This window comes from Aeromonas sp. R10-2 (assembly GCF_040908445.1).
Classification (GTDB): Bacteria; Pseudomonadota; Gammaproteobacteria; order Enterobacterales; family Aeromonadaceae; genus Aeromonas; species Aeromonas veronii.
Map to the genome: position 1 here is coordinate 1 of NZ_JBFODS010000043.1, position 25,055 is coordinate 25,055.

The window sequence follows — 25,055 nt, forward strand, 5'->3', positions numbered from 1 at the left end:
GAGCCGGTTGATGCGGGCTTCCAGCTCCTGAATTTTTTGCTGCTCCGGAGTCAGTGCTTTTCCGATTGGGGTTGTACCAGTTCGTTCGGATTGCAATTGCTGAACCCAGCGGCGCAGTACGGTTTCACCGACATCCAGTGAACGGCTGGCTTCAGGGGCAGAATATCCCTGGTCGAGCACCAGGGATGCGGCTTCGAGTTTGAATTCGGCAGTAAATGAGCGACGTAATCTTGTCATTGAACACCTCAGGTCATGGTGGCGACTGTACCACCTAAAATGGTGTCCGGGATGATTAGACCACTACACTTTTTTTGTCTGGTTGGTCGCTCTGGTTGAAAATGCGCCTGCCTTTCCTGGCGGGCAGCCTCTATAATAGAGTCGATTAATAATCAGATGGATATCAGCGTATGGCGAGTATATTGGATTCCGTTGATCAACGAACTCAACTGGTGGGGGAAAACCGCCTCGAGTTGTTGATGTTTCGTCTCGGCACCCGTCAGATGTTCGCCATCAACGTCTTCAAGGTACGGGAAGTGGTCAAGTTGCCCCATCTGAGCAAGATGCCGGGCTCCCATCACAATATCAGCGGGGTGGCCAATATCCGCGGTACCTCGATCCCGGTGATCAACCTGCGCAGCGCCATCGGTATGCGCCCCATGCCCATCGACAGTGAATCCAACCTCATCATCACCGAGTACAACCGCACCATTCAGGGCTTTCTGGTGGGGCAGGTGGCCAACATCGTCAACATGACCTGGAAGGATATACTGCCACCGCCGCGCTCTGCCGGGCGTGCCAACTACCTCACCGCCATCACCCGCATTCCCGAAGATGGAGTGGATCAGATCGTCGAGATCATCGATGTGGAGAAGGTGCTGGCGGAGATCATCACCTATGACATCCGCATCTCCGAAGAGGTGCTGGATCGGGAGATCCTGCCCGAGATGCATGGCCGCAAAGTGCTGATCGTCGATGACTCCAGCACCGCCCGCAATCTGGTGCGCGAGACCCTGGGCCAGCTTGGGCTTGAGGTGATCGAGTGTCAGGATGGTTTGCAGGCGCTGACCCTGCTCAAGGGGTGGTGCGATGCTGGCAAGAAGGTGACCGACGAGATCCTGCTGATGATCACCGATGCCGAAATGCCGGAGATGGACGGCTACCGCCTGACCCACGAGGTGCGCAGCGATCCGCGTATGTCCGATCTCTTTATCACCCTCAATACCTCCCTGAGCGGCAACTTCAACGAAGCCATGGTCAAGAAGGTGGGGTGCGACCGATTTATCTCCAAATTCCAGCCAGACTTGCTGGTCGGCGTGGCCCAGGAGCGGCTGCGCCAGGTGCTGGAAAGCTGAGACGCTGCCTGCCGGTTATGCTAAATCATTAACAACACATCCCGCTTCGGCGGGATGTGTTGTTATTGGGTATTGGCGATGGATTGGTTGAATCAAGGTGCCACGCAGAGATCGTCGACCATTCAAAACATCCGATTTTGGCGGGATATTTTGTTATGGGATATTGGTGATAGACGGCGGGCTTATTGGCTGAGCAGCGGCTCCATAAAGCGGGCGACTTTATCGCGGATTTGGGGCTGGGCCGCCGGGGTGGGATGAATGCCATCGTTCATCATAAGTTCAGGGCGCAGCGCAATATCATCCATAAAGAAGGGCAGCAGGGGCAGATCGTTAGCCTGGGCCAACTCGGGAAAGATCTGTTCGAACTGGCGCAGATAGCGGGCACCGTAGTTGCGGGGCAGCTGGATTTGGGTCAACACCACACGGGTCTGCTGCTCCTTGGCGAGCGCGATCATGCTGGCCAGATTTTGGCGGGTAATGGTCGGTGCGAAGCCGCGCAGGCCATCGTTGCCCCCCAGTTCGATCAGCAGCCAGTCCGGCTTGTGCTCCTTCAGCAGCGCGGGCAGACGGGCCAGCGCCCCTTGTGTCGTTTCACCGCTGATGCTGGCATTGAGCAGGGTGTGTTTTCCCCCCTCCTCCTGCCATTTCTGGTTGAGCAGGGCGGGCCAGCTCTGCTCAACCTGCATCTGATAGCCGGCGCTCAGGCTGTCTCCCAGTACCAGCAGGGTCTGGGCCTGAGCCGACGAGAGCAGGCTGCCGAGGCCAACGAACAAGACAAACAGAATACGCACCATCAATTCAACTCCCGCTATGGATTGTCATCAAGGGATTGGAACAAAGGATACAGAGCATGAGTTCAACCCCCATTATTGTCGTCAAGGGCCTCGGCAAATCGGTTCGCCTCGGCCAGGAAAGCCTCACCATCCTTGAAGGGATCGATCTGCAAGTCAATAGCGGCGAGACGGTGGCTCTGGTCGGTGCCTCCGGCTCCGGCAAGTCCACCCTGCTGGGGCTGCTGGCCGGGCTCGATCTGCCGAGTCAGGGAGATATCGAAATCCTCGGCAAATCCCTTGGCGAGCTGGATGAGGAGGGGCGGGCCCGATTGCGCGCCGAGCAGATCGGCTTTGTGTTCCAGTCGTTCCTGCTGCTCCCGACCATGACGGCGCTGGAGAATGTGATGCTGCCCGCCGAGCTGCGCGGCGAGCGGGATTGCGAACCAAGAGCCCGCGAGCTGCTGGCAGCGGTCGGGCTTGGTGAGCGGTTGCATCATCTGCCGCCACGGCTCTCCGGCGGTGAGCAGCAGCGGGTGGCCATTGCCCGCGCCTTTATGACTCGTCCCAGCCTGCTGTTGGCGGACGAGCCGACCGGCAACCTCGACAGCAAGACCGGCGAGAAGGTGATCGAGCTGCTGTTTGAACTCAATCGCAAGCACGGCACCACGCTGGTGGTGGTAACCCATGACCATCAGCTGGCCGAACGCTGCCAGCGGCAAGTGGTCATGACGGCGGGTCGGCTGGAGCGCGAGGTGCCCCATGATGTGGTGTAACGGGGTGAGCTGCGGGTCAGGTGGGAGATGCAAGGGATGATGCAGTGGCGATTGGGATGGCGACTGCTTCGCCGGGAAGGTTTCAGCGGCGAACTGCGCTGGTTTGTGCTGGCGCTAGCGCTTAGCGTGGCGTGCGTCTTGAGTGTGGCGCTGGTAGCGGATCGGCTCGATGCCGGACTCAAGGCGTCGGGCCGCGACTTTATCGGAGCGGATCGGGTGTTGCGCACTGTCGCTGCACTGCCGGATGGCTGGCTGGCCCGAGCGAAACAGGATGGCTTGGCGGTGCAGACCACCGTCAGCTTCAACAGCATGCTGTTTCACGGTGATGCGTTGCAGCTTGCCTCCATTCGGGCGGTGCCCGACGGTTTCCCTTTCTACGGCAAGCTCATTCTGGAACCTGCCCGCGCCCCGGCTCCCGGCGAGATCTGGCTCTCCGCCCGGGTGATGCAGCTGCTCAAGGCTAAAACGGGGGATGAGCTGGAGGTGGGCAATACGGTGCTCAAGGTGGCAGGCTTGCTTGGCGAGGAGCCGGATCAGGGCTTCAGCCCCTTCCTGCTGGCGCCGCGTGCGCTGATCCACAGTGCCGATATCGAGGCGACCGGCGCCCTGCTCCCCGGCAGCCGCCAGCAGTGGCGCTATCTGTTCAAGGGGCCGCGAGAGTCGCTGGCCCGTTACGAGCAATGGTTGTTGCCGAAATTGCAGGCCGGACAGAAGTGGATCAAACCGGATGACAGCGAATCCCAAGTGGGCCGCTCGCTGGCCAATGCCGAACGTTTCTTCCGGCTCGCCTCGCTAAGCGGGGTGTTGCTGGGGGCGTTGGCGATGGGGATTGCGGTGCGCCACTTTGCCGAGCGCCAGACCAATATGGTGGCGCTGCTCAAGACGCTGGGGGCATTACGTCGCTCGCTCTGGCAACTGATGGGAACCCTGCTGCTGTCGCTGACGCTGATCGGTGCGCTGCTGGGTCTGGTAGCGGGTACCGTCATGCAGTGGATCACCTTGCAACTGCTGGGGGACCTGCTGCCGCCGGATCTGCCGCCCCCCTCCTGGCGCCCCTTTGCGCTGGGGGTGGCGGTGGCGCTCTTTATCACTCTGCTGCTCGCTTTTGTGCCCTTCTTGCGGCTGCTGAAGGTGCCGCCGCTGCGGGTATTGCGCCGGGAGCTGGAGGCGGGGATTCCCCCCTGGCTGGCCCTGCCGGTCGGCCTGTTCGGGCTGTTTGCGCTGGTCTGGGGCTTTACCGCCGATGTGCGGCTGGCGCTGGGTCTGGTGGGTGGCATGGGCTTGCTGATGGGGCTGTTGGCCCTGCTGGCAGCCCTGATGTTGCGGTTGGGGGCAAGAGTGAGCGGGCCTCATGCCTTGCGGCTGGCGCTGGCCCACCTGTCGCGCGAGCGCAGCAGTGGCCTGTTTCAGCTGGCGGGCTTTGCGCTGGCGCTGATGCTGTTTGGCTTGCTCTGGGCGGCCCGGGTCGATCTGCTGGATGAGTTTTCGGCCCGTCTTCCCGTCGATGCGCCCAACCGTTTTCTGGTCAATGTGGCCGAGAACGAGCGGGAGGGGATCCTGAGCGAACTGGCGGCAGCCGGGGCCACCACTTCCGACTTCTACCCCATGGTGCGCGGCAGGCTGACCCATATCGCCGGTGAGGCGGTGGGCGAGGGGGCCAGCAGTGGCCGCGAGGGGGTCGATCGGGAGCTCAACTTCACTACCACGGCAACCCTGCCAATCGACAACAAGCTGGTGGCCGGGAAATGGCTTGCCGGACCCGGCGAGGTGTCGGTGGATAGCGAGCTGGCCAAGCGGCTCGATATCAAGCTGGGGGACATGCTCGCCTTTACCATCGAGGGGCGCAGCTTTGGCGCCAGGGTCACCAGTTTGCGCAGCATCAAGTGGGACAACATGCGCCCCAACTTCTACATGATCTTCTCCGAGGATCTGCTGGCACCCTTCTCCCGTACCTGGCTTGGTAGTTACCGATTGCCCGAGGCGGGGCGCTCTGCCGAGGTGGAGTTGATCCGCCGTCACCCCACGGTGAGCCTTATCGATGTGGATGACCTGATTGCGCGGCTCACTCAGGTCTCGGAGCAGGTGAGTAGGGCGCTGGCGCTGATGCTGGGGCTGGTGACAGTGGCCGCGCTGCTGGTGCTGCTGACCCAGACTCAGGCCAGCATGGCCCAGCGTCGGCGCGAGCTGTTGCTGATGCGCACCCTGGGTGCCAGCAGCGGACTACTGAAAAAGATGCTGCGTTGGGAGCTGGTGGCCAGCGGTGCGCTGGCGGGGCTCTGTGCCAGCATGGTGGTGGAGCTCTGCTCCTTTGGCCTGCAGTGGTGGTGGTTCGAGGGGCAGTGGCAGTTCCACTGGGCCATCTGGCTCGGCCTGCCAACGTTGGGGGCGCTGCTGGTGACGCTGGCGGGGCAGGGGATGCAGCGCCAGCTGCTGGCTGGCACCCTGAGCGATCGGCTGCGGGGTCTGGGCCAGGGGTTGTTGTAATCCCGCCAGCGCGAGCCGATGCACACAAGGAGCAATAGCGCAGCCACAATAAACCAGCAGCCCGGCAATTGGCCGGGCTGCTTGCTATGTGAAGTGCTGACGAGCGGACGCCGCGAGCGGGTGTGAGTTAGCGGGGCTCGCGCAGCAGATTGGCGAGGGCGCTCGGCAGTTCGGGATAGCTGAAGTGAAAACCGGCCTGTTGCAGCCGTGCTGGTATAACCTTTTGTCCGGTCAGCAGCAGATCTGCCGCCTCCCCCATCACCAGTTGCAACAGCGGCGCCGGCACGAAGAAGAGGTGCGGACGGTGCAGCGTGGTGGCAAGGGTCTGGCTGAATTCCCGGTTGCTGACCGGATGAGGGGCAGTGCCGTTGAAGATGCCGCTGCACTCTTCGTGCTCCAGTATGAACAGGATGGCGCGCACCAGATCCTGCACATGGATCCAGCTCATCATCTGGCTGCCCGACCCCATGGGGCCGCCGAGTCCGAGTCGGTATGGGGGGAGCATTTTGGGTAGCGCTCCCCCATCCATGCCGAGCACCAGCCCGATCCGCACGATACAGACCCGGGTCTGCTTGCTTTGTGCTTCCAGTGCCAGGGTCTCCCACTGTTGGCAGAGTTGGTGGGTGAACTCGTCGTTGGGAGAGCGGCACTGCTCGTCGAGGGTTTCGGTGCCCTGTCTGCCATACCAGCCGATGGCGGAGGCGTTGATCAGCACCTTGGGCGGCGTTGTGGAGAGCTTGATGAGATCAACCAGCTGCTCGGTCAGCAGCCAGCGGCTGTCGCAGAGCAGCTGTTTACGCGATTCGCTCCAGCGTCCGGCGGCGATGGGTTCACCCGCCAGATTGATCACCGCATCCACGTCATTGAGGTCATCGAGCCGGTCAAGGTTATCCAATACCTTGATATCGTGACCGAGCAGGGAGTAGGCGCGGCTCCCCTGCCTGCTCAATACCACGACCTCGTGATTGACCTTGAGATGGGCAACCAGCTTGCGGCCGATAAAGCCGGTTCCTCCGGTAATCAGAATCTTCATCGTTGCACGCTCCTGCTGCCGTTTGCTCTACTCTAATGGCGTCGTCCTCCTTCAACAAGTGGACGAGTTTGACACGTTTTGTTCATTCGACTGATGTTAACTCTATCCTCTTCTTGCGACATATTGTTGAACAATAGTTTGAATTGATTGATTTTTGTCGGGTGGACATTTGTTGTTCAATCGCTATTATGGCGACCCTTTCGCCTGTCCACCGGGGCTGTCACCCACCATCCGAGCATCAAAGAGGCCGCCATGCCATTTCGTCGTTTAAAACTTCGCCAGCTTTACTCGAGGATTCTGGTGGCACTACTGATGGGGGGCGGGATCCTGCTGCTGGGGGTTGTTGCCGTTATCTGGCAGACAGTGACCGAGATAGAGCATGATTCCGATTCACGCTTGCAGCATGCCCGGATGATGTTTGATCGCTCCATCGGCCATGCCCGGCAAGCGGCCATCAATGTGGAGGGGATGCTTGGTCACCCCTGCAAGGAGGCGGCACAACTGCTGCGCGAACAGGTGGCCACTGTGCCTGATGTCCGCTCTGCCAATCTGGCTATAGGAAATCGTATCTATTGCACCTCGCTCTATGGTGACTACGATGGCCCCTTCAACCCTGACAGTTATGTGGATGGCAGGCTGCAACTGCTGCCAGGCAATGAGGTCACACCGGATCGCCCCCTGATCGTGCTGCGCCACGAAACGGACAAGGGGAGTGTGCTGATCGGTGTGGATGGCTACTACCTGCGCAATACCCTGGAGATCTCCAGCAAGAACTCCCCGATGGCTCTGGTGGTGGGGCAGAGGGCACTGTTTGGCTCAGGTCAGTTCGGGGCGGCGCCCTCTCCGGCAGAAGAGGGTTATATTGCCCTCGCTTCGGCCGATTTCCCCTATCAGGTCGTCACCCGGATCACGGTGCATGATTACTTGAGCCACGCATGGCGCTACTCCAGAGATACCTTGATCCTCTCTCCACTGCTGGCGCTGCTGATTGGATTCGGCACCTTCAGGCTGATGGGGCGTAGCAGCTCACCAGCGGAGGAGCTCAAGCGGGCGTTGATCGAGGAGGAGTTTATCCCCTACCTGCAGCCGGTGGTCTCCGGTGAGGATGAGCAGTGGCGTGGCTGTGAGGTGCTGATGCGCTGGCAGCATCCCAAGCAGGGGATGATCTCGCCGGATCGCTTTATCCCGCTGGCGGAAGATAGCGGCCTGATCGTGCCCATGGCCAGCCTGTTGATGGCCGAGGTGCGTGACCACTTCTCCCCTTATGCCCGCAAGCTGCCGGCAAAGTTTCATTTTTGCTTCAATATCAGCGCCAAGCACTTCCAGGATCTCGACCTGTTGGCTGACTGCAAGGCCTTTCTCGACGCGTTTAAGGACAATCCCGTTGATTTGGGGTTGGAGCTGACGGAGCGGGAGCTGCTGGTGGCTGATGAGACAACCGCCCGGATGTTTGCCGAGTTGCGCAAACTGGGCGTGTTGATCGCTATCGATGACTTTGGCACCGGTCACTCCAGTCTGACCTATCTGCAGCAGTTTCAGGTCGATGCAATCAAGATTGACCGTAGCTTTGTAGAGATGATCGGTACGGATGCACTCTCCAGCCATATCGTTGAAAACGTGATTGATCTGGCGAAGCGACTTGAATTGATCCTGATCGCGGAGGGGGTCGAGAAGCAGTCGCAGGCGGACTACCTGCGGGCTCGCCACGTTGACTATCTGCAAGGATATCGCTACGGCCGCCCCATTCCGATGAAGCAGTTTTGCAAGACCCTGTTTGGCTGAACGGGTGAATGGGGAGCATAAAAAAAACCAGCGAGCGCTCGCTGGTTTTTTGTTAATACGGTTTGGCTTGGGCGTTCAGAGCATCCGCTGGAGGGAGCGGGCCAGCCGCTTGACCCCCTCCTCGATGGTCGCCTCATCGACGCAGGAGAAGCTCAGGCGCAGGGTGTTCTTGATTTCGGGGCGTACATAGAAGGGGGCGCCGGGCACGAAGGCTACCTTCTCCTTGATCGCCTCATCAAACAGGGCCATGGCGCTGATGTGGGCTGGCAGAGTCAGCCAGAGGAACATGCCCCCTTCCGGTCTGGTGTAGCTGACGCCGGGCGGGCAGTGACGGGCCAGTGCAGCCTCCATGGCAGCACGCTGGCGACCATAGACCTCCTTGATCTTCTCCAGATGGGCATCCAGTGAATTGTCGGTCAGGAAGCGGTGCAGCACCTGCTGGCTGAAGGCGTTGCTGTGCAGATCGGTGGCCTGCTTGGCGATGGTCACCTTCTTGCGCAGCCACTCCGGCACCAGCATCCAGCCCAGACGGAAGGCGGGCACCACGGTTTTGGAAAACGAGCCGAGCAGCACGGTATTGTTTGGCGCCAGCTTGGCAATGGGGGGCAGATGCTCCCCTTCGAAGCGCAGCTCGCCGTAGGGATCATCTTCCACCATCAACAGCTCGTGGCGCACCAGTCGCTCGGCCAGTGCCTCGCGGTTGGCACGGTTGTAGGAGACACCGCTCGGGTTCTGGAAGTTGGGCACGCCGTAGAGCAGCTTGGCATTGGATCCGCTTGCCAGCAGCGCATCCAGCGCCGCCAGATCCAGACCCTCTTCTTCAAGGGTGATCGGCTTGAAGGTGGGTTGATAGACAGAGAAAGCCTGAATGGCGCCAAGGTAACCCGGCTCTTCGATGATGAGATCCTGACCCTCGTCGATCAGCACCTTGCCCAGCAGATCCAGCGCCTGCTGGGAGCCGCTGGTGATGAGGATGTTGTCCGGATTGACCTGCATGCCGTGGCGGGTCAGATAGCGGTCGGCAATATATTGGCGCAGCGGGGCGAAGCCTTCGGTCGCCGCATATTGCAGGGCGGCAGCCCCTTGCTCGCGCAGCACATCCTGACAGGCCTGATCGATCGCCTTGACCGGAAACAGGTGGGGATTGGGCAGGCCACCAGCGAAGGAGATGATCTCCGGATTGGCGGCAACTTTGAGGATTTCACGGATAAAGGAAGGTTCAACCTTCTCGAAGCGCTGGGCAAAAAACGGCTGCATAGACAATTCTCTCGGCATGTGGGCGGTCGCTCCATTCGACCGCCAGGTTATCCGTTTGTATCAGATTTCAGAAATGAGGCAATGATTGTCACAAAAATCGCCAAAAAAGGGCTGGAACGACTCTACTGCGGATTATATTGGTCGGTTAGTCGGTATGGTGATGCCAGTGAGGGAGCAGGGAAGTGGATGGCCGGAATATTTGTTGCGCGAAACACTTGCGCCTTGGGCCTATCTTGGGATAATTCGCTCCCCTGTTTTCGCGGGTCGATGAAATGACGAACCGCGAGCGGTCCCACTCGGGATCGGACACAAGATGTATTACCCGGATTGATGAAATAACGAGACCATTATGCCTGTGACCCAAGATGTATTTAACGAAGACGGCAAGTTCATGCGCAAGATCCGCAGCTTTGTCCGTCGCGAAGGCCGCCTGACCAAAGGGCAGGAGAAGGCCCTGGAAGAGCTCTGGCCGGTCATGGGCATCGATTTCGAGCCAAAGCAGCTCGATCTGGTCGCACTGTTTGGCCGCGAGGCACCTGTGGTGCTGGAGATCGGCTTTGGCATGGGCGCCTCTCTGGTGGAGATGGCCAAGAATGCCCCCGAGAAGAACTTCATCGGCATTGAAGTGCACTCCCCGGGCGTGGGCGCCTGTCTGGGCACCGCTCAGGAAGCGGGCGTCACCAATCTGAAGGTGATCTGCCACGATGCGGTCGAGGTGCTGGAGCACATGATCCCGAACGGTTCACTCTCCTGCCTGCAGCTCTTCTTCCCGGATCCTTGGCACAAGAGCCGTCACCACAAGCGTCGCATCGTACAGCCTGCGTTTGCCCAGGATATTCGCCAGAAGCTGGCCATCGGTGGCGTGTTCCACATGGCGACCGACTGGGAAAACTATGCCGAGCATATGCTGGAAGTGATGAGCGCCGCCGAGGGTTACGAGAACACCTCTGCCACCGGCAACTGGGTGCCTCGTCCGGACTGGCGTCCGCTGACCAAATTTGAACAACGTGGCCACCGTCTCGGCCACGGGGTTTGGGATCTGATTTTCAAGCGTGTCAGCTAAGCTGGCACGTCAACACACCTAGCGTATCAACTAACTTGAGGAGCTATCATGGCCAATCGTAGCCGCCGCCTGCGCAAGAAACTGCGCGTCGATGAATTCCAGGAAATGGGTTTCGACATCAGTTTCAACTTCCCGGTCGGCACTGCCGAAGAGACCATCGATGCGGTAGTCGATGCGATGATCGATGAGGTTGTTGAACCCCGTAAACTGGCTTTTGCCGGCTCCGGTCACCTGGCCTGGGAAGGGATGATCTGCACCCAGCAACTGGGCAAGTGTACCGAAGAAGACCGCGCTGCCGTCAAATCCTGGCTGGAAGGCAAGGGGATGGAAGCCGTGGTCGTTACCGAGCTGTTCGACCTCTGGTACGGTGAACCGGCCTGATACAAGGCTGCCGCATCTGGCGCCTTGTTGTGGGTAACTGAAAAATCCCGCCGCTGGCGGGATTTTTGTCAGTGGGGATGGGATCTCCACCGCTGTTTTAGTCATGGAATCGCTTATTGCTTATGGTGTTGTCATCCGAATTACTGGCCAGCATCCTTGAAGAGGTGCGCCCGTTGCTGGGACAAGGCAAGGTGGCCGACTACATTCCGGCACTGGCTCAGGTGCCTGCCGATCGGCTGGGTATTGCAGTCTGTACCGTCGAGGGGGAGCTGTTCACCGCCGGTGACGCTTTTGAACCCTTCTCCATCCAGAGTATCTCCAAGGCCCTGAGCCTGACCCTGGCACTCACTCTCTATCAGGAGGAGGAGATCTGGGCCCGGGTTGGCAAGGAGCCCTCCGGCCAGCCCTTCAACTCGCTGGTTCAGCTCGAGTTCGAGCAGGGGATCCCCCGCAACCCCTTTATCAATGCCGGGGCGCTGGTGGTGAGCGATCTGCTGGAGACCCGCCTCACTGCGCCCCGTCAGCGTACCCTCGAGCTGGTGCGCCGTCTTTCCGGCAATCCGGCTATCATGGCGGATCAAGTGGTCGCCCGCTCCGAATATCAGCACTCTGCCCGCAACGCCGCCATCGCCTATCTGATGAAGGCCTATGGCAACTTCGAAAACGAAGTGGACAAGGTGCTGCAAAGCTACTTCAATGCCTGTGCCATTCGCATGAGCTGCGTCGATCTGGCGCGGGCATTCATCTATCTGGCCAACCGTGGTGTGCCACTGGGCGAGAGCGTGCCGCTGCTGCCCGCCCGCACCACCAAACAGGTCAACGCCCTGCTCGCCACCTGCGGTCTCTATGATGAGGCGGGCGATTTTGCCTATCGTGTCGGCATGCCGGGCAAATCGGGTGTCGGCGGCGGTATCATCGCCCTGATCCCGGGCGAGCTCTGCGTCTGTGTCTGGTCGCCCGAGCTCAACAAAGCCGGTAACTCGCTGGCGGGCACGGCGTCGCTGGAGCTGCTGGCCGAGCGGCTGGGTCGCTCCATTTTTTAACCTTGTTCACTATGAATCGAGAAATCACCATGAAACGACATCTTCGCTTCCTGCAGGCCGCGCTGGCGACCTTACTGCTCTGGTGTGCCCTGCCCGCCGTGGCAGGGGAGTTGCCACCGCTCTCGCTTGCCGATGCCAAGGCCAAACAGGCTGTCATCCTGGATACCCGCGCCAGCTACTTCTATCAGGGGTGGCCGATGGAAGGGGAGAAGCAGGGCGGTCATGTGGCGGGCGCCGAGAACCTCTCTGCCGAGTGGAAATACAGCGATGAAGAGTGGCCAAAGGCGCTCGAGATCAAGGGGCTGAAAGCCGATCGTCCGGTTGCCCTCTACGGTGCGTCCCGCGAAGTGGCCGAGGTGGCCCGTCTGCTGCGCAAGCAGGGGATCAAGCAGCTGTTCGAGCTGCAAGGGTGGCAAGCCGCACCGCGCGAGTCGCTGGCACGCTGGCAGCAGCTGGTCTATCCGCGCTGGTTGGCGGACCTGCAAGAGGGCAAGCCGGTTGCGGCGGCGCCCAAGGGTGACTGGAAGCTGTTTGAAGTGGATTGGGGTTCACCCAAGGCCTACCTCATCAGCCACATCCCGGGGGCCGGATATATCGATACCAACAGCCTCGAAGAGGAGCCGCTGTGGAACAAGGTCTCTGACGAAGCGCTCAAGAAGCTGCTGCTGGATAACGGCATCCGTCACGACACCACCGTCATCCTCTATGGTCGCAACACCATGGCGGCTGCCCGTGCCGCGCACCTGATGATGTATGCGGGGGTGAAAGATGTACGCCTGCTGGACGGTGGTCTGGATGCCTGGTTTATCCAGCACCTGCGTACCGAAACCGGTCTGCCCAACAAATATGAGCCGGTGAAGGAGTTTGGCGTAGCCATTCCCGCTCACCCCGAGTACTACACCACGTTAAGTCAGGCAAAAGAGCTGCTCAAGCAGCCCGATAGCGCACTGGTCAGCGTGCGTACCTGGGACGAGTTTGTCGGCAACACTTCAGGTTACAGCTACATCAAGCCGAAGGGCGATATCCCGGGGGCCAAGTGGGGTCACGGCGGGGTGGATGCCAACAGCATGAGCGATTTCCACAACCCGGACGGCACCATGAAGCCGGCCCGCGAGATCCTCGCCATGTGGGAGCAGTGGAATATCGAGCCAACTCAGCAGGCGGCGTTCTACTGCGGTACCGGCTGGCGTGCCTCCGAGGCTTTCTTCTACGCCTGGCTGATGGACTGGAAACAGATCAGCGTCTATGACGGCGGTTGGTACGAGTGGAGTTCCGATCCCAAGAACCCGACCGTGACCGGTGAGCGCCAGCCTGCCAAGTCATGATTGCGTTCTTGCGCTGAACAGAAGAGGGCGGACAGAGATGTCCGGCCTTTTTCATTGCGCTCGCCACCCTGCCAGATAACTAGGCTAAGTCGCTGATTATTGACGGCGATCCCGCTTTACTCATCCCGCCATCCCGTGCCGTGCGATTGAACTAGGCTTCAAGAAACATCCTCGTGGTGAGGATGATCGCAGAAGAGGCCGCAATGAAAAAACTGATGATGATCCTGGTGTGTGCCCTGGGGCTGGTGGCATGCAGCTCCCAATACATCATGAGCACCAAGGATGGCAAGATGATCACCACAGAGAGCAAACCCAAGCTGGACGAGAGCACCGGCATGTATCGCTATTACGATCATGAAGGGCGCGAGGTAATGATCAAGAAAGATGACGTGACCCAAATCATGGAACGCTAAGCGCTCTCTTGCCGCAAGGGCCGCTATCTGCGGCTCTTCTCTTTTTGCCGAAAAGTAGTACTGTTTTCTCTGTTGATCCCCGCACATTCGCAGCAAATTCAGCTGTGATACAGCTTCCGTTATGGTTTAGCCCTTATCATCACACTCCATTTTTAATTGGAGGTGTTATGTCCTTGATGTCTATCTGGAATTCCCGTTTTTCTGCACGCAGCTTGCTGGGTGGTGCCTTGCTGGTGGTGGCGTCAGCCAGCCATGCCGGTGACGATCAGTTTACGCTGGGGCGGACTATTTTACTGGGAGCCGGTGATCATGGTGCGACAATTCCTTTGGTGGTTTGCCGTCAGACCAAATATATCAAGGTGAAGGCGGAGCGTGATTTGACCCTGGATCGGGTGGTGGTGACCTATGGTGGTGATCGTACCAAGACCATTCGTTTCGATCGGGAAATGAGCAGCGATAAAGAGACCGAGTGGAAATCACTGGGCTCGCGCCGTTGTGTGAAAAAAATCGAAGTGTACGGTAATTCAGAGCGCAGCAAAGCGGGCGTAAAAGTATTCGGCCGCAAATAATTGATGCGGTTTTTCTGCGCAGACAGATGAGTTAAAAATAATGGCGAGCCGTGGCTCGCCATTATTTTTTATGGTCGGGTTCGCTATTTTTTCGGCCGAAACGGCTTGATGACAGTTTCATTGCACTCGAGATACGGCCCTTCCATCAAATCGATACAGTAGGGGATGGCGGGGAAGACTGCATCCAGACATTCGCGGATTGATTTGGGCTTGCCCGGCAGATTGACGATCAGGGTATCGTCGCGCAGTCCGGCAGTCTGGCGTGACAGAATGGCAGTCGGCACAAATTTGAGGGATTCGGCCCGCATCAGCTCGCCAAAGCCCGGCATCATGCGATCACATACCGCCTCGGTCGCTTCCGGCGTGACATCCCGCTTGGCCGGGCCGGTGCCGCCTGTGGTGACGATGAGACAACACTGCTCCTCATCCGCCAGCCGGATCAGGGTCGCTTCAATCTGATCCTGCTCATCGGGGATCACCTGATAGACAGGTTCCCACTCCGAGGTCAGATAGGCGTTCAGGGTGTCGATGATGGCCTTGCCGGAGAGGTCTTCATAGATGCCCGCGCTGGCGCGATCGCTGACGGTGACGATACCGATTTTTGCCTTGCTCATGGTCTGCTCTTGAATGTCCGATAAAAGTGGCAATTAAAATAACATAATCAGTGAGATATGTTAAACCGTCAGGAGATGACGCGGGTCGGTGAGGGAAGAATAAAGTGTCGAATGAAGCAAAATAAGGCCACCCGGATTTTATTTGCAATAAAAAACAGAAAATCACAACCTAAAATGTATAAGTGTTTTATCTCGCCTGAATTAAAAACAATCGCTTGTTTCCAAACACAATTAAAATAGATAGACACCCTCGTAGTGACCATTGTCCGGTTTAGTCGCCAGTGGATGGATTGAACCCTTTTTAGCCGCGTCGTATATACAGATTTATATGGCTGGGACGTGATGGTGTGGTACCGCAGTGTGTTGCCAGCAATAGTCGCCAAGGAGGGCATATGGAGTTGCCTGATTTTGACACCCTGAAGGAGTTGGCTGCGAGTGAGCCCTCCCGGCTGGATGCGATTCTGGAGCAGCAGATCGACCAGTTGATGGCCCGAGCGAGCCCCGATCAGCAGCGCCGTCTGCGCGGGTTGCAGTTCAAAATTGATGGTCAGCGCCGTCTGGCGAAAAACAATCTTGATAGCTGTATCCGGATTACCAACATGATGCGGGAATCTTTTTATTTGATGCGCAGCGAAATGAGTCAGTTCAGAGAAGAGGGGGTGCCTCCTCCTGAAAGCGATGGCAGTGGTAAAATAATCCGTCTGGCGGACTATCGACGTCGTAAATAATCTGCAATAACCCACTTGGTTGATATTTCAGCCAAATCGGTGAGGCCATGATAAAGGGAATTGCTGGCGACCTGATTGTTATGGTTTTTAATGTTAGTCGTAATGTATTTGTGATGTAATTTCTTTTCTCCTTCTTGTAATAACTTATTAGTCAGGTTGTGATAGGGGTGGATGAATAACAGTAAAAGTTAGGCTAATATGGCCGAAATTTTTATTGCTACGACTCGAAGGGATTATGAGAAGTATCACACCAAGACGGGTGTTGTCGCGGGAGCAACAGACAGAGATCACCCGCATTATCGTCAAGGTGGGTCAGATGTTGGCCCAGTTCGGGGCGGAGAGCCGGATCATCGAGCAGACCACGGTGCGGTTGGGGATGGCACTGGGGCTGGAGAGTGTCGAGATGGCCATCTCTTCCAGTGCCATCGTGCTCACCAGCCTCTATCAGGGGGGCTGTGTTACTACTACCCGGCGGGTGCGTGAACATGGCATCAACATGCAGGTGGTGTGCGAGATCCAGCGGATCTGCATCATGGCGGAGAAAGAGCTGATCGGTGCCCGTGAAGTGCGCCAGCGCCTCGAGGCCATCGTCCCCTTCCACTATCACCCCTGGCTGGTGGTCCCCATGGTGGGGCTCTCTTGCGGCGCCTTCAGCCTGTTGTTTGGTGGTGACTGGCCTATCTTCCTGGTGACTTGCTTCTCGTCTGCCGTGGCGATGCGGGTGCGCCAGCTGATGGCCCGCCATCACCATAGCCCGCTCATCAACTTTGCCGCCACCGGCTTTATCGCTACTTTGCTCTCCTCCAGCGCCACCTTCTTCAACTGGGGTGACCAGCCTTATCTCGCCATGGCGGCCAGCGTGCTGCTGCTGGTGCCGGGCTTTCCGCTGATCAATGCGGTCTCCGACATGGTGAAGGGCTACTTCAACATGGGGCTGGCCCGCTGGGGGACCGCGACTCTGCTGACCATCAGCGCCGCCATAGGTATCATTTTGGCCATGTCGGTCACCGGTATCTGGGGGTGGAAAGTATGATGGACTTACTCTGGCTACTGGCCAAGGATGCCTTCTGGTCCTCCATCCCGGCGGTGGGGTTTGCCATGCTGTTCAACGTGCCACCACGGATGCTGAAGTATTGCGCCATGGGCGGCGCGCTGGCTCACAGCCTGCGTACCTTGCTGATCCACTATGGTATGCCCATCGAGTGGGCGACGCTGGCGGCGGCGACCACGGTCGGCTTTGTCTGCGTCTACTGGTCGCGCCGTCTGCTGGCGCCGCGTCCGGTGTTTAGCGTTGCCTCCATCATTCCGATGATCCCGGGGAGTTATGCCTTCAAGACCATGATTGCGGTGGTGGAGCTCAACATCAACGGCGTGACCATGGAGTTGATCCAGAGTGCGGTGGAGAACGGCCTCAAGGCGCTCTTTATCGTCGGTGCCCTCAGTTTCGGTTTGGCGATCCCCTCTCTGGTCGTGTACCGTAACCGCCCCATAATCTGACAGACGGTGAGAGGCCCCATGAAGATTTCCATGATTGTCGCCATGGCCCACGACAGGGTGATCGGCAAGGACAACCAGATGCCCTGGCATCTGCCTGCCGATCTGGCTCACTTCAAGCGTGTCACCCTCGGTAAACCGGTATTGATGGGGCGCAAAACCTTCGAATCCATTGGTCGACCGCTGCCCGGACGGCGCAATCTGGTGATCAGCCGCAATCCCGACTATCAGGCTGAGGGCATTGAGGTTGTGGACTCCGTCGAGGCGGCGCTGGCGCTGTTGGCAGGCAGCTCGGTGGAGGAGTTGATGGTGATCGGTGGGGGTCATCTCTATGCCGAGATGTTGCCGAGCGCAGATTGTCTCTACCTGACCCGCATCGATCTGGCGGTGGAGGGGGATACCCGCTTCCCTGCTTTTGACGATGGTCAGTGGCAACGCGTTGATTGCGAGAGCCACCCTGCCGATGAGAAGAACCAGCACCCCTATAGCTTCGAGACCTGGCAGCGCCGCTGACGGACGAATGCTAATGGGCAAATAACAACAAGGGCATCTTCGGATGCCCTTGTTGTTTTGTTGGGTTTTCAAGACGGGATTAGATGCCTGAGCCGTCGTTCTCGCCATTTTCCTCGTGCAAACCGCACTCGCGCTTGAGGCCGAAGAAGCGGGTCTGCTCCTCGCTCATACCCGGCTCCCACTTGGCGGTGGTGTGGACATCGCCCACCGAGAGATAACCCTGCTCCCACAGCGGGTGGTAGGGGAGGTCGAACTCCTTGAAGTAGTAGAAGACGTCCTTGTTGCTCCAGTCGATCACCGGCAGGAACTTGAAGCGGCCGCGCTGGATGCCCAGCACCGGCAGCTTGCCACGGCTGCCGGACTGCTCCCGGCGCAGGCCGGAGAACCAGGTCTGGGCCCCCAGCTCACGCAGGGCGCGGTCCATCGGCTCCACCTTGTTGAGCTGGTTGTAGCGGGTGATCCCCTCCCCCCCCTGCTCCCACAGGAGACCGAAGCGAGCCTCCTGCCAGGCAGGGCTGAGTTCGGCCCGGTAGATCTTCAGGTTGAGCGCGAGGCGCTCGGCCAGCTCGTCGATGAAACGGTAGGTTTCGGGGAACAGATAACCGGTATCGGTCAGCACTACCGGCACGTCGGCCCGCTCGCGGCTTACCAGATGGAGCATCAGCGCCGCCTGAATGCCGAAGCTGGATGAGAGCACATGCTCCCCCGGCAGATTGGCCAGGGCCCAGCGCACCCGCTCGGGGGCACTCATGGTATCCAGCTCCCGGTTGAGGGGCGCCAGCGCCTCGACTTGCTCCTCACGGCCGAGGGCCAGCAGTGCCTGCAGGTCAAGGCGGCCATCTTCAGTGACATTAAGCGGCAGATTAAGCGGCATAGAAGTCCCTCGCAGAATCGATAACGGGGGCAATTACCCCAACCCGGATCACGAAGTCGCCGAAGCACTCACCCTGATTTCGCTCGGTGGCCCAGCGGCCGATCAGCGCGTCCAGTTCGGCCAGGATCTGCGGCTCGGTGATGTTCTCCTGATAGAGACGCGGAATGCGGGTGCCCTCCAGGTTGCCCCCCAGATGGAGGTTGTAGCGGCCGGGCGCCTTGCCCACCAGACCCACCTCCGCCAGCATGGCGCGGCCGCAGCCGTTGGGGCAACCGGTGACCCGGAAAATGATGGCGTCATCCGCCAGCCCATGTTTGGTGAGCAAGCCCTCGATGTCGGTGACAAACGCCGGCAGCATGCGCTCCGCTTCAGCCATCGCCAGCGGGCAGGTGGGCAGGGCCACACAAGCCATGGACTGCTTGCGCTGCTCGCTTACTCCGTCATCCAGCAGGCCGTATTGGCGCGCCAGCCCTTCGATGCGGGCTTTCTCGCTGGCAGGTACCCCGGCGATGATCAGGTTCTGGTTGGCGGTCAGGCGAAAATCCCCCTGATGCACCTTGGCGATCTCCAGCATGCCGGTTTTGAGCGGCTTGCCCGGGAAGTCCAGCAGGCGGCCATTCTCGATAAACAGGGTGAGGTGATGCTTGCCGTCGATCCCCTCGACCCAACCGAAGCGATCGCCACGGCTGGTGAACTCATAGGGGCGAACCGGCCCGAACTGGATGCCGGCGCGGCTCTCCACCTCGGCCTTGAAGGCTTCGACGCCGACGCGTTCAAGGGTGTACTTGGTCTTGGCGTTCTTGCGATTGACCCGGTTGCCCCAGTCGCGCTGGGTGCTGACTACGGCCGCCGCCACCTCCAGCACGTGGGAGAGTGGGATGAAGCCAAAGTCGCTCGCCTTGCGCGGATAGGTGCTGGTGTCGCCGTGGGTCATGGCGAGCCCGCCGCCCACCAGCACGTTGAAGCCCACCAGCTTGCCGTTCTCGGCAATGGCCACGAAGTTGAGATCGTTGGCGTGGATATCTACGTCGTTGTGAGGCGGGATGACCACAGTGGTCTTGAATTTGCGCGGCAGGTAGTTGGAGCCCAGGATCGGCTCCTCATCCTGCCCCAGTTTTTCACCGTCCAGCCAGATCTCCACGTAGGCTCGGGTCTTGGGCAGCAGGTGTTCGGATATCTTCTTGGCCCACTCGTAGGCCTCCTGATGCAGCTCGGATTCCACCGGGTTGCTGGTGCAGAGCACGTTGCGGTTCACATCGCCGGCGGTGGCGATGGAATCGATGCCGGTGCTGTTGAGGGTCTGGTGCATCAGCTTGATGTCGCGCTTCAATACCCCGTGGAACTGGAAGGTCTGACGGGTGGTCAGGCGGATGCTGCCGTAGAGGCTGTGCTCTTCGGCGAACTTGTCGATGATCTGCCACTGGGCCGGGGTGATGATCCCACCCGGCAGGCGGGCACGCAGCATGACGTTGTGCAGCGGCTCCAGCTTCTGGGCAGCGCGCTCCGGGCGGATGTCGCGGTCATCCTGCTGATACATGCCGTGAAAGCGGATCAGCTGGAAGTTGTCGCCGTTGAAGCCGCCTGTGAGCGGATCCTGCAGATCTTGCTCAATGGTGCCGCGCAGGAAGTTGCTCTCGCGCTTGAGGCGCTCGTTGTCGGCCAGCGGCCCTTCGACCGGTCCCGCTTTTGGGTGAGAAAGAGGTTGTTTGCTCATCAATAGACATCCCTTTGATAACGTTTGGCACGACGCAATTCGCTCAAATACTCTTCTGCTTCCTCACGGCTCTTGTGGCCGTGTTCGGCAATCACTTCCAGCAGGGCCTCCTGCACATCCTTGGCCATCTTGTTGGCGTCACCACACACATAGAAGTGAGCGCCTGCTTCCAGCCACTGATAGATCTCCTGGCCCGCTTCGCGCAGGCGGTCCTGCACATAAATCTTGTGGGCCTGATCCCGGCTGAAGGCTAGCGAGATCTTCGACAGCAGCCCCGATTTCACATAACGCTGCCACTCCACCTGATAGAGGAAATCCTGGGTAAAGTGGGGGTTGCCGAAGAAGAGCCAGTTCTTGCCCTCGGCTCCCTGGGCTTCCCGTTCCTGCATAAAGGCGCGGAACGGGGCGATGCCGGTGCCCGGGCCCACCATGATGACGGGGGTGTCGGGGTTTTGCGGCAGGCGGAAGTTGTCGTTGTGTTCGACGAATACCCGTACTTCGCCATCCTCAATCAGCCGATCCGCCATATAGGAGGAGGCGGCGCCAGAGCGCACAGTGCCATCTTCCTGCGGGTAACGCACCACACCGACGGTCAGGTGCACCTCCTCTTCCACTTCGCGCTGGCTTGATGCGATGGAGTAGAGGCGCGGGGTGAGCGGGCGCAGCAGGCCAAGCAGCTGCTCGGCAGTGAGCGCGGTCGGGAAGCGCTTCAGTACATCCACAATCTGGGCTGAAGCGACCAGCGCATTGACCTGAACCTTGTCGCCGGCCAGATCTTTCAGCGCCGCGTTGCCTGATATGTCAGCAAGTCCTGCGATAAAGCCGCCGTGCAAGCGCGTCAGTTCCAGCTCGCGGCTGAGCACTTCGCGCAGTCTGCCGTGGGCGGTAGCCTCGTCGCCGGAGAGACCGGCTAGCGCCAGCACTTCAGTAACCAGTTCGGCATCGTTGTCGAACCAGACGCCGAGGGCATCACCCGGTTGATAGGTGAGGCCGGAGTCGGCCAGATTGATCTCGATATGGCGGATATCCTTGGTGGAATCGCGGCCGGTGATCTTCTGATTGACCGACAGGCGGGCAGGGAAGGGGTTCTCCTTGCTGTACTGGCTGTGGCCAACCGCCTGCTGCACCGCGCTGGCTACGCTGCTGCTGGCCGCTCCGGTAGAGAGGGTCGCGGTGATGGCATTGAGCGCCTGTTCGCCCCACGCCTTGGCGGCATCCTGATAATCCACATCGAGGCTGGCGAGTTCATAAATGCGCTCGGCCCCTGCTTTGGCGAGGAAGTCGTCAAAATCTTTGCCGGTCTGGCAGAAAAATTCGTAGGAGCTGTCACCCAGCCCCAGCACCGCGAACTTGAGCCCGTCCAGCTTGCCAAGTTTGCCTTTTTTAAGCTGCTCGAACAGATCGACGGCGCTCTCCGGCGGTTCACCCTCCCCGTAAGTGCTCACTACCACCAGCAGGTGGCTCTCTTTCTTGAGCTGCTTGGGTTTGTAGTCGGCCATCGACGCTAGGGTGACCGGTAGACCGCGGGCCTCGGCCTGCGCCTTGATGGCAGTGGCGACACCTTTGGCGTTGCCGGTCTGGGAGGCGTAGAGAATGGTCAGGCTGCCGCTGGGTGCAGCCACGGCGGCGCTGGTTGCAACGCTCTGCTGACCGGTCTGGGAGAGGCCGTAGAGATATCCGCTCACCCAGGCCAGTTGCTGGGTATTGAGGGTCGAGAGTACCTGACCCAACTGACGTTGCTGCTCGTCAGAGAGGGGGGAGAGGTTGAATGGGGAATCCTTCAATTGCATCACACGCGTCTTCCATGGTCTGATTTTTGGCCAGATTAAAGGGCGTGTTGGATAACAACAAAGAATAAAAATATCTTCTTTATTCCATTATTGAATTTATAAAGTGATTTGGCGGTAAAGGAGATAGAAAAACGCCCCGCAGTCGCGGGGCGTTTTTATTGGCTATCACGCTTGGGATTGACCCAAGGGATTTAGCTGGCTTCTGTGGGCCTTACTTCTGCGGATCTTACTTTTGTGGACGTAAGGCCGGGAACAGAATGACGTCACGGATGGTGTGGCTGTTGGTGAACAGCATGACCAGACGGTCGATACCGATACCCTGACCGGCAGTCGGCGGCAGGCCGTGTTCCAGTGCGGTGACGAAGTCGGCGTCGTAGAACATGGCTTCGTCGTCGCCTGCTTCTTTCTGATCAACCTGATCCTGGAAGCGCTTGGCCTGATCTTCTGCATCGTTCAGCTCGGAGAAGCCGTTGGCCAGCTCGCGGCCACCGATGAAGAACTCGAAGCGGTCGGTTACGTCCGGGTTCACGTCGTTGCGGCGGGCCAGCGGAGAAACGGCAGCCGGGTACTCGGTGATGAAGGTCGGTTGCAGCAGCATGTGCTCCACGGTCTCTTCGAAGATCGCGGTGATCACGTGGCCCAGTTCCCATCCCTTCATCAGATCGATGTGCAGACGCTTGGCAACGGCCTTGGCGCTCTCGAGGGTAGCCAGATCGTCCAGGGTTACATCCGGGTTGAACTTCAGGATGGACTCGACCATGGTGAGGCGCTGGAACGGCTGACCGAAATCGATGGTCAGACCCTCTTCGCCCTCTTTGGCGTAACGGATCTTGGTGTCGCCCAGAATGTCCTGCGCCAGGGTACGCAGCAGCTCTTCGGTCAGGTCCATCAGATCGATGTAGTCGGCGTAGGCCATGTAGAACTCGATCATGGTGAACTCGGGGTTGTGACGAACCGAGATACCTTCGTTACGGAAGTTGCGGTTGATCTCGTAGACACGCTCGAAACCACCGACCACCAGACGCTTCAGGTAGAGCTCCGGAGCGATACGCAGGTACATATCGATGTCCAGCGCATTGTGGTGAGTGACGAACGGACGCGCGGAGGCACCACCCGGGATGACTTGCATCATCGGGGTTTCCACTTCCATGAAGCGCTTTTCATTGAAGAATTTACGGATACCGGCAACCACCTGGGTGCGGATCATGAAGGTCTTGCGGGACTCTTCGTTGGCGATCAGATCCAGGTAGCGCTGGCGGCAGCGAGCTTCCTGGTCGGTCAGGCCTTTGTGCTTCTCGGGCAGCGGACGCAGCGCCTTGGTCAGCAGGCGGATATCGGAAACGTGAACGGAGAGCTCACCGGTCTGGGTCTTGAACAGGGTACCTTCGACACCCACGATGTCGCCCAGATCCCACTTCTTGAACTGCTCGTTGTAGAAACCTTCCGGCAGGTCGTCACGGGTGACGTAGACCTGGATCTTGCCGGCCATGTCCTGCAGGGTGGCGAAAGAAGCCTTGCCCATGATCCGGCGGGTCATGATGCGACCGGCAATCTTCACCCGTTTACCCAGGCTCGTCAGCTCCTCGGCGCTTTTGTCGTCGAACTCTGCGTGCAGATCGCCAGAGAGGCTGTCGCGACGGAAGTCGTTGGGGAAAGGATTACCCTGGGCGCGCAGGGCGGCCAGCTTGGAACGACGCTCGGTCATCTCGTTGTTGAGTTCGAGAGTTTGGTCGACTTCCGGAGTGATGGTTTGTTCAGACATGGTGATTCCTGCTTGTTTACAGACCTGATTTCAGGCTGGCTTCGATAAACTTGTCCAAGTCACCGTCGAGCACCGATTGGGTATTACGGGTTTCGACGCCGGTGCGCAGATCCTTGATACGGGAGTCATCCAGCACATAGGAACGGATCTGGCTGCCCCAACCGATATCAGACTTGGTCTCTTCCAGGGCTTGTTTCTCAGCGTTCTGCTTCTGAATTTCCAGCTCGTAGAGCTTGGCTTTCAGCTGCTTCATACACTGGTCTTTGTTTTTGTGCTGGGAACGGTCGTTCTGGCACTGTACCACGACACCGGTCGGAACGTGGGTAATACGTACCGCGGATTCGGTTCGGTTAACGTGCTGACCACCGGCACCGGAGGCACGGTAGACGTCGATCCGCAGATCCGCCGGGTTGATCTCGATATCGATATCGTCGTCGATCTCGGGGTAGACGAACACAGAACAGAAGGAGGTGTGACGGCGGCCACCGGAATCGAACGGAGACTTGCGAACCAGACGGTGTACGCCGGTTTCGGTACGCAGCCAGCCGAATGCATATTCGCCGGTGAACTTGATGGTGGCGGATTTGATACCAGCCACGTCGCCTTCGGAGCATTCAATCAGCTCGGGCTTGTAGCCGTGGGCATCGCCCCAGCGCAGGTACATGCGCAGCACCATGTTGGCCCAATCCTGCGCTTCGGTACCACCGGAGCCGGATTGAATATCGATATAGCAGTCGGAGCCGTCGTGCTGGCCGGAGAACATGCGGCGGAACTCGAGGTCCACCAGCTTGGCTTCCAGTTGCTCGGATTCGGCGATAGCTTCGTTGAAGGTCTCTTCGTCTTCTCCTTCCACGGCCAGGCTCACCAGCATCTCGACGTCATCCACGCCCTGGGTCAGGGTGTCGATGGTGCCGACCACGTTTTCCAGCGCGACGCGCTCTTTGCCCAGCGCCTGTGCGCGCTCGGGTTCATTCCATACGTCCGGCTGTTCCAGCTCGGCGTTGACCTCTTCTAGACGCTCTTTCTTGGCGTCATAGTCAAAGGTACCCCCTAAGAAGCTCGGTCCGCTCAGACAGCTCCTTAAGTTTATTTAATACGGGATTAACTTCGAACATCGTGAAAACTCTCAGGGTCGATGTGATTTAAAAACGGGATATTCTAGCCAATTGTGGAAGGAATAAACAGGGTTGCCTTGGCTTGTGCGGCTCATGCCGTCAATTTCTGGTGCACTTTTCTCCACCTCGGTAGAAAATATCGCCCGCCGACCCATTTTCAGGTTCAGTTTTGGCCATTCGGGTCGCTAATGACTACGTGTAGT

General features: G+C 59.0%; 24 protein-coding genes. 14 read left to right on the forward strand and 10 right to left on the reverse strand.

Going from position 1 to position 25,055, the window contains the following annotated elements:
* Positions 1-237 (reverse strand): transposase (locus tag AB5Y97_RS10495; protein ID WP_368157839.1); only part of this gene is annotated, 237 nt, incomplete at its 3' end.
* 170 nt (positions 238-407) lie between these two features.
* Here AB5Y97_RS10495 and AB5Y97_RS10500 point away from each other — a divergent pair.
* A complete protein-coding gene (locus AB5Y97_RS10500) occupies positions 408-1,352 on the forward strand; it encodes a chemotaxis protein CheV (RefSeq protein WP_005335238.1) in 945 nt (314 codons plus the stop codon).
* 182 nt (positions 1,353-1,534) lie between these two features.
* On the opposite strand, the gene AB5Y97_RS10505 is transcribed toward AB5Y97_RS10500, so the two are convergent.
* On the reverse strand, positions 1,535-2,146 hold the full coding sequence (locus AB5Y97_RS10505; protein ID WP_106842862.1) for an arylesterase: 612 nt from the start codon (positions 2,144-2,146) through the stop codon (positions 1,535-1,537).
* Positions 2,147-2,202: 56 nt separating this feature from the next.
* On the opposite strand from AB5Y97_RS10505, the gene AB5Y97_RS10510 reads away from it, so the two are divergent.
* Both AB5Y97_RS10510 and AB5Y97_RS10515 read left to right on the forward strand, forming a co-directional pair.
* Entirely contained in the window at positions 2,203-2,898 is a 696-nt protein-coding gene (locus tag AB5Y97_RS10510; protein WP_139410242.1) for an ABC transporter ATP-binding protein, read from the forward strand.
* Between the two features lie 36 nt (positions 2,899-2,934).
* A complete protein-coding gene (locus AB5Y97_RS10515; RefSeq protein WP_201946357.1) occupies positions 2,935-5,382 on the forward strand; it encodes an ABC transporter permease in 2,448 nt (815 codons plus the stop codon).
* A gap of 127 nt (positions 5,383-5,509) precedes the next feature.
* Here the strand turns inward: AB5Y97_RS10515 and AB5Y97_RS10520 are convergent, their stop codons facing one another.
* Positions 5,510-6,415 carry a TIGR01777 family oxidoreductase gene (locus tag AB5Y97_RS10520; RefSeq protein ID WP_201946352.1) on the reverse strand — a complete coding sequence of 302 codons (906 nt, stop codon included), beginning with the start codon at positions 6,413-6,415 and terminating at the stop codon, positions 5,510-5,512.
* A 252-nt stretch (positions 6,416-6,667) separates the two neighbouring features.
* On the opposite strand from AB5Y97_RS10520, the gene AB5Y97_RS10525 reads away from it, so the two are divergent.
* Complete coding sequence (locus AB5Y97_RS10525) at positions 6,668-8,197, forward strand: EAL domain-containing protein (protein ID WP_368157841.1); 1,530 nt, start codon at positions 6,668-6,670, stop codon at positions 8,195-8,197.
* 75 nt (positions 8,198-8,272) lie between these two features.
* Here the strand turns inward: AB5Y97_RS10525 and AB5Y97_RS10530 are convergent, their stop codons facing one another.
* Complete coding sequence (locus tag AB5Y97_RS10530; protein ID WP_201946349.1) at positions 8,273-9,454, reverse strand: PLP-dependent aminotransferase family protein; 1,182 nt, start codon at positions 9,452-9,454, stop codon at positions 8,273-8,275.
* A gap of 349 nt (positions 9,455-9,803) precedes the next feature.
* Here AB5Y97_RS10530 and trmB point away from each other — a divergent pair, with 349 nt between their 5' ends.
* The 6 genes from trmB to AB5Y97_RS10560 all read left to right on the forward strand — a co-directional run bounded on the left by trmB (position 9,804) and on the right by AB5Y97_RS10560 (position 14,248).
* Positions 9,804-10,517 carry a tRNA (guanosine(46)-N7)-methyltransferase TrmB gene (trmB, locus tag AB5Y97_RS10535; protein ID WP_005335228.1) on the forward strand — a complete coding sequence of 238 codons (714 nt, stop codon included), beginning with the start codon at positions 9,804-9,806 and terminating at the stop codon, positions 10,515-10,517.
* Between the two features lie 48 nt (positions 10,518-10,565).
* Positions 10,566-10,898 (forward strand): YggL family protein, encoded by a 333-nt coding sequence (locus AB5Y97_RS10540; RefSeq protein ID WP_005348158.1) that lies wholly within the window; start codon positions 10,566-10,568, stop codon positions 10,896-10,898.
* 122 nt (positions 10,899-11,020) lie between these two features.
* On the forward strand, positions 11,021-11,941 hold the full coding sequence (gene glsB / locus AB5Y97_RS10545) for a glutaminase B (protein ID WP_201946347.1): 921 nt from the start codon (positions 11,021-11,023) through the stop codon (positions 11,939-11,941).
* Between the two features lie 29 nt (positions 11,942-11,970).
* A complete protein-coding gene (locus AB5Y97_RS10550; RefSeq protein ID WP_005362453.1) occupies positions 11,971-13,266 on the forward strand; it encodes a sulfurtransferase in 1,296 nt (431 codons plus the stop codon).
* Positions 13,267-13,469: 203 nt separating this feature from the next.
* Positions 13,470-13,679 (forward strand): YgdI/YgdR family lipoprotein, encoded by a 210-nt coding sequence (locus AB5Y97_RS10555; protein ID WP_005335219.1) that lies wholly within the window; start codon positions 13,470-13,472, stop codon positions 13,677-13,679.
* Positions 13,680-13,846: 167 nt separating this feature from the next.
* The gene (locus AB5Y97_RS10560; protein WP_005335217.1) at positions 13,847-14,248 is read left to right on the forward strand and encodes a DUF2541 family protein; all 402 of its coding nucleotides are present in this window, start codon (positions 13,847-13,849) and stop codon (positions 14,246-14,248) included.
* An 83-nt stretch (positions 14,249-14,331) separates the two neighbouring features.
* On the opposite strand, the gene mog is transcribed toward AB5Y97_RS10560, so the two are convergent.
* Positions 14,332-14,862, reverse strand: coding sequence for a molybdopterin adenylyltransferase (mog, locus tag AB5Y97_RS10565; protein ID WP_201946345.1), 531 nt, complete (start codon positions 14,860-14,862; stop codon positions 14,332-14,334).
* 392 nt (positions 14,863-15,254) lie between these two features.
* On the opposite strand from mog, the gene AB5Y97_RS10570 reads away from it, so the two are divergent.
* From AB5Y97_RS10570 to folA, 4 genes are all read left to right on the forward strand, one after another.
* Positions 15,255-15,590 carry a DUF3135 domain-containing protein gene (locus AB5Y97_RS10570; RefSeq protein WP_201946343.1) on the forward strand — a complete coding sequence of 112 codons (336 nt, stop codon included), beginning with the start codon at positions 15,255-15,257 and terminating at the stop codon, positions 15,588-15,590.
* 235 nt (positions 15,591-15,825) lie between these two features.
* Positions 15,826-16,623, forward strand: a complete 798-nt coding sequence (locus AB5Y97_RS10575) for a threonine/serine exporter family protein (RefSeq protein WP_005348133.1) — start codon at positions 15,826-15,828, stop codon at positions 16,621-16,623.
* The gene (locus tag AB5Y97_RS10580) at positions 16,620-17,087 is read left to right on the forward strand and encodes a threonine/serine exporter family protein (protein WP_026035076.1); all 468 of its coding nucleotides are present in this window, start codon (positions 16,620-16,622) and stop codon (positions 17,085-17,087) included. The genes AB5Y97_RS10575 and AB5Y97_RS10580 overlap by 4 nt, the downstream gene beginning before the upstream one ends.
* An 18-nt stretch (positions 17,088-17,105) precedes the next feature.
* A complete protein-coding gene (gene folA, locus AB5Y97_RS10585; protein WP_201946341.1) occupies positions 17,106-17,597 on the forward strand; it encodes a type 3 dihydrofolate reductase in 492 nt (163 codons plus the stop codon).
* 79 nt (positions 17,598-17,676) lie between these two features.
* Here the strand turns inward: folA and AB5Y97_RS10590 are convergent, their stop codons facing one another.
* The 5 genes from AB5Y97_RS10590 to prfB form a co-directional block, all read right to left on the reverse strand.
* A complete protein-coding gene (locus AB5Y97_RS10590) occupies positions 17,677-18,471 on the reverse strand; it encodes a phosphoadenylyl-sulfate reductase (protein WP_201946340.1) in 795 nt (264 codons plus the stop codon).
* On the reverse strand, positions 18,461-20,185 hold the full coding sequence (gene cysI / locus AB5Y97_RS10595; RefSeq protein ID WP_201946338.1) for an assimilatory sulfite reductase (NADPH) hemoprotein subunit: 1,725 nt from the start codon (positions 20,183-20,185) through the stop codon (positions 18,461-18,463). The genes AB5Y97_RS10590 and cysI overlap by 11 nt, the downstream gene beginning before the upstream one ends.
* Positions 20,185-21,975, reverse strand: a complete 1,791-nt coding sequence (locus AB5Y97_RS10600; RefSeq protein WP_201946333.1) for an assimilatory sulfite reductase (NADPH) flavoprotein subunit — start codon at positions 21,973-21,975, stop codon at positions 20,185-20,187. The genes cysI and AB5Y97_RS10600 overlap by 1 nt, the downstream gene beginning before the upstream one ends.
* 226 nt (positions 21,976-22,201) lie before the next feature.
* The gene (gene lysS / locus AB5Y97_RS10605; RefSeq protein ID WP_127005945.1) at positions 22,202-23,737 is read right to left on the reverse strand and encodes a lysine--tRNA ligase; all 1,536 of its coding nucleotides are present in this window, start codon (positions 23,735-23,737) and stop codon (positions 22,202-22,204) included.
* 16 nt (positions 23,738-23,753) lie between these two features.
* A protein-coding gene (gene prfB, locus AB5Y97_RS10610; protein WP_100645262.1) for a peptide chain release factor 2 occupies positions 23,754-24,852 on the reverse strand; the annotation gives its coding sequence in 2 pieces (ribosomal slippage) (positions 23,754-24,776 and positions 24,778-24,852; 1,098 coding nt in all).
* Between the last annotated feature and the right edge of the window lie 203 nt (positions 24,853-25,055).

What these genes read in the sequence shown, in the direction of transcription:
- AB5Y97_RS10580 (WP_026035076.1), top strand. Translation starts at nt 16,620, where the DNA reads ATGATGGACTTACTCTGGCTACTGGCCAAGGATGCCTTCTGGTCCTCC.
- glsB (WP_201946347.1), top strand. Translation starts at nt 11,021, where the DNA reads ATGGTGTTGTCATCCGAATTACTGGCCAGCATCCTTGAAGAGGTGCGC.
- AB5Y97_RS10555 (WP_005335219.1), top strand. Translation starts at nt 13,470, where the DNA reads ATGAAAAAACTGATGATGATCCTGGTGTGTGCCCTGGGGCTGGTGGCA.
- trmB (WP_005335228.1), top strand. Translation starts at nt 9,804, where the DNA reads ATGCCTGTGACCCAAGATGTATTTAACGAAGACGGCAAGTTCATGCGC.
- AB5Y97_RS10590 (WP_201946340.1), bottom strand. Translation starts at nt 18,471, where the DNA reads ATGCCGCTTAATCTGCCGCTTAATGTCACTGAAGATGGCCGCCTTGAC.
- folA (WP_201946341.1), top strand. Translation starts at nt 17,106, where the DNA reads ATGAAGATTTCCATGATTGTCGCCATGGCCCACGACAGGGTGATCGGC.
- AB5Y97_RS10515 (WP_201946357.1), top strand. Translation starts at nt 2,935, where the DNA reads ATGATGCAGTGGCGATTGGGATGGCGACTGCTTCGCCGGGAAGGTTTC.
- AB5Y97_RS10500 (WP_005335238.1), top strand. Translation starts at nt 408, where the DNA reads ATGGCGAGTATATTGGATTCCGTTGATCAACGAACTCAACTGGTGGGG.
- lysS (WP_127005945.1), bottom strand. Translation starts at nt 23,737, where the DNA reads ATGTCTGAACAAACCATCACTCCGGAAGTCGACCAAACTCTCGAACTC.
- mog (WP_201946345.1), bottom strand. Translation starts at nt 14,862, where the DNA reads ATGAGCAAGGCAAAAATCGGTATCGTCACCGTCAGCGATCGCGCCAGC.
- AB5Y97_RS10505 (WP_106842862.1), bottom strand. Translation starts at nt 2,146, where the DNA reads ATGGTGCGTATTCTGTTTGTCTTGTTCGTTGGCCTCGGCAGCCTGCTC.
- AB5Y97_RS10550 (WP_005362453.1), top strand. Translation starts at nt 11,971, where the DNA reads ATGAAACGACATCTTCGCTTCCTGCAGGCCGCGCTGGCGACCTTACTG.
- AB5Y97_RS10525 (WP_368157841.1), top strand. Translation starts at nt 6,668, where the DNA reads ATGCCATTTCGTCGTTTAAAACTTCGCCAGCTTTACTCGAGGATTCTG.
- AB5Y97_RS10510 (WP_139410242.1), top strand. Translation starts at nt 2,203, where the DNA reads ATGAGTTCAACCCCCATTATTGTCGTCAAGGGCCTCGGCAAATCGGTT.
- AB5Y97_RS10560 (WP_005335217.1), top strand. Translation starts at nt 13,847, where the DNA reads ATGTCCTTGATGTCTATCTGGAATTCCCGTTTTTCTGCACGCAGCTTG.
- AB5Y97_RS10540 (WP_005348158.1), top strand. Translation starts at nt 10,566, where the DNA reads ATGGCCAATCGTAGCCGCCGCCTGCGCAAGAAACTGCGCGTCGATGAA.
- AB5Y97_RS10570 (WP_201946343.1), top strand. Translation starts at nt 15,255, where the DNA reads ATGGAGTTGCCTGATTTTGACACCCTGAAGGAGTTGGCTGCGAGTGAG.
- AB5Y97_RS10600 (WP_201946333.1), bottom strand. Translation starts at nt 21,975, where the DNA reads ATGCAATTGAAGGATTCCCCATTCAACCTCTCCCCCCTCTCTGACGAG.
- AB5Y97_RS10530 (WP_201946349.1), bottom strand. Translation starts at nt 9,454, where the DNA reads ATGCAGCCGTTTTTTGCCCAGCGCTTCGAGAAGGTTGAACCTTCCTTT.
- AB5Y97_RS10520 (WP_201946352.1), bottom strand. Translation starts at nt 6,415, where the DNA reads ATGAAGATTCTGATTACCGGAGGAACCGGCTTTATCGGCCGCAAGCTG.
- cysI (WP_201946338.1), bottom strand. Translation starts at nt 20,185, where the DNA reads ATGAGCAAACAACCTCTTTCTCACCCAAAAGCGGGACCGGTCGAAGGG.
- AB5Y97_RS10575 (WP_005348133.1), top strand. Translation starts at nt 15,826, where the DNA reads ATGAGAAGTATCACACCAAGACGGGTGTTGTCGCGGGAGCAACAGACA.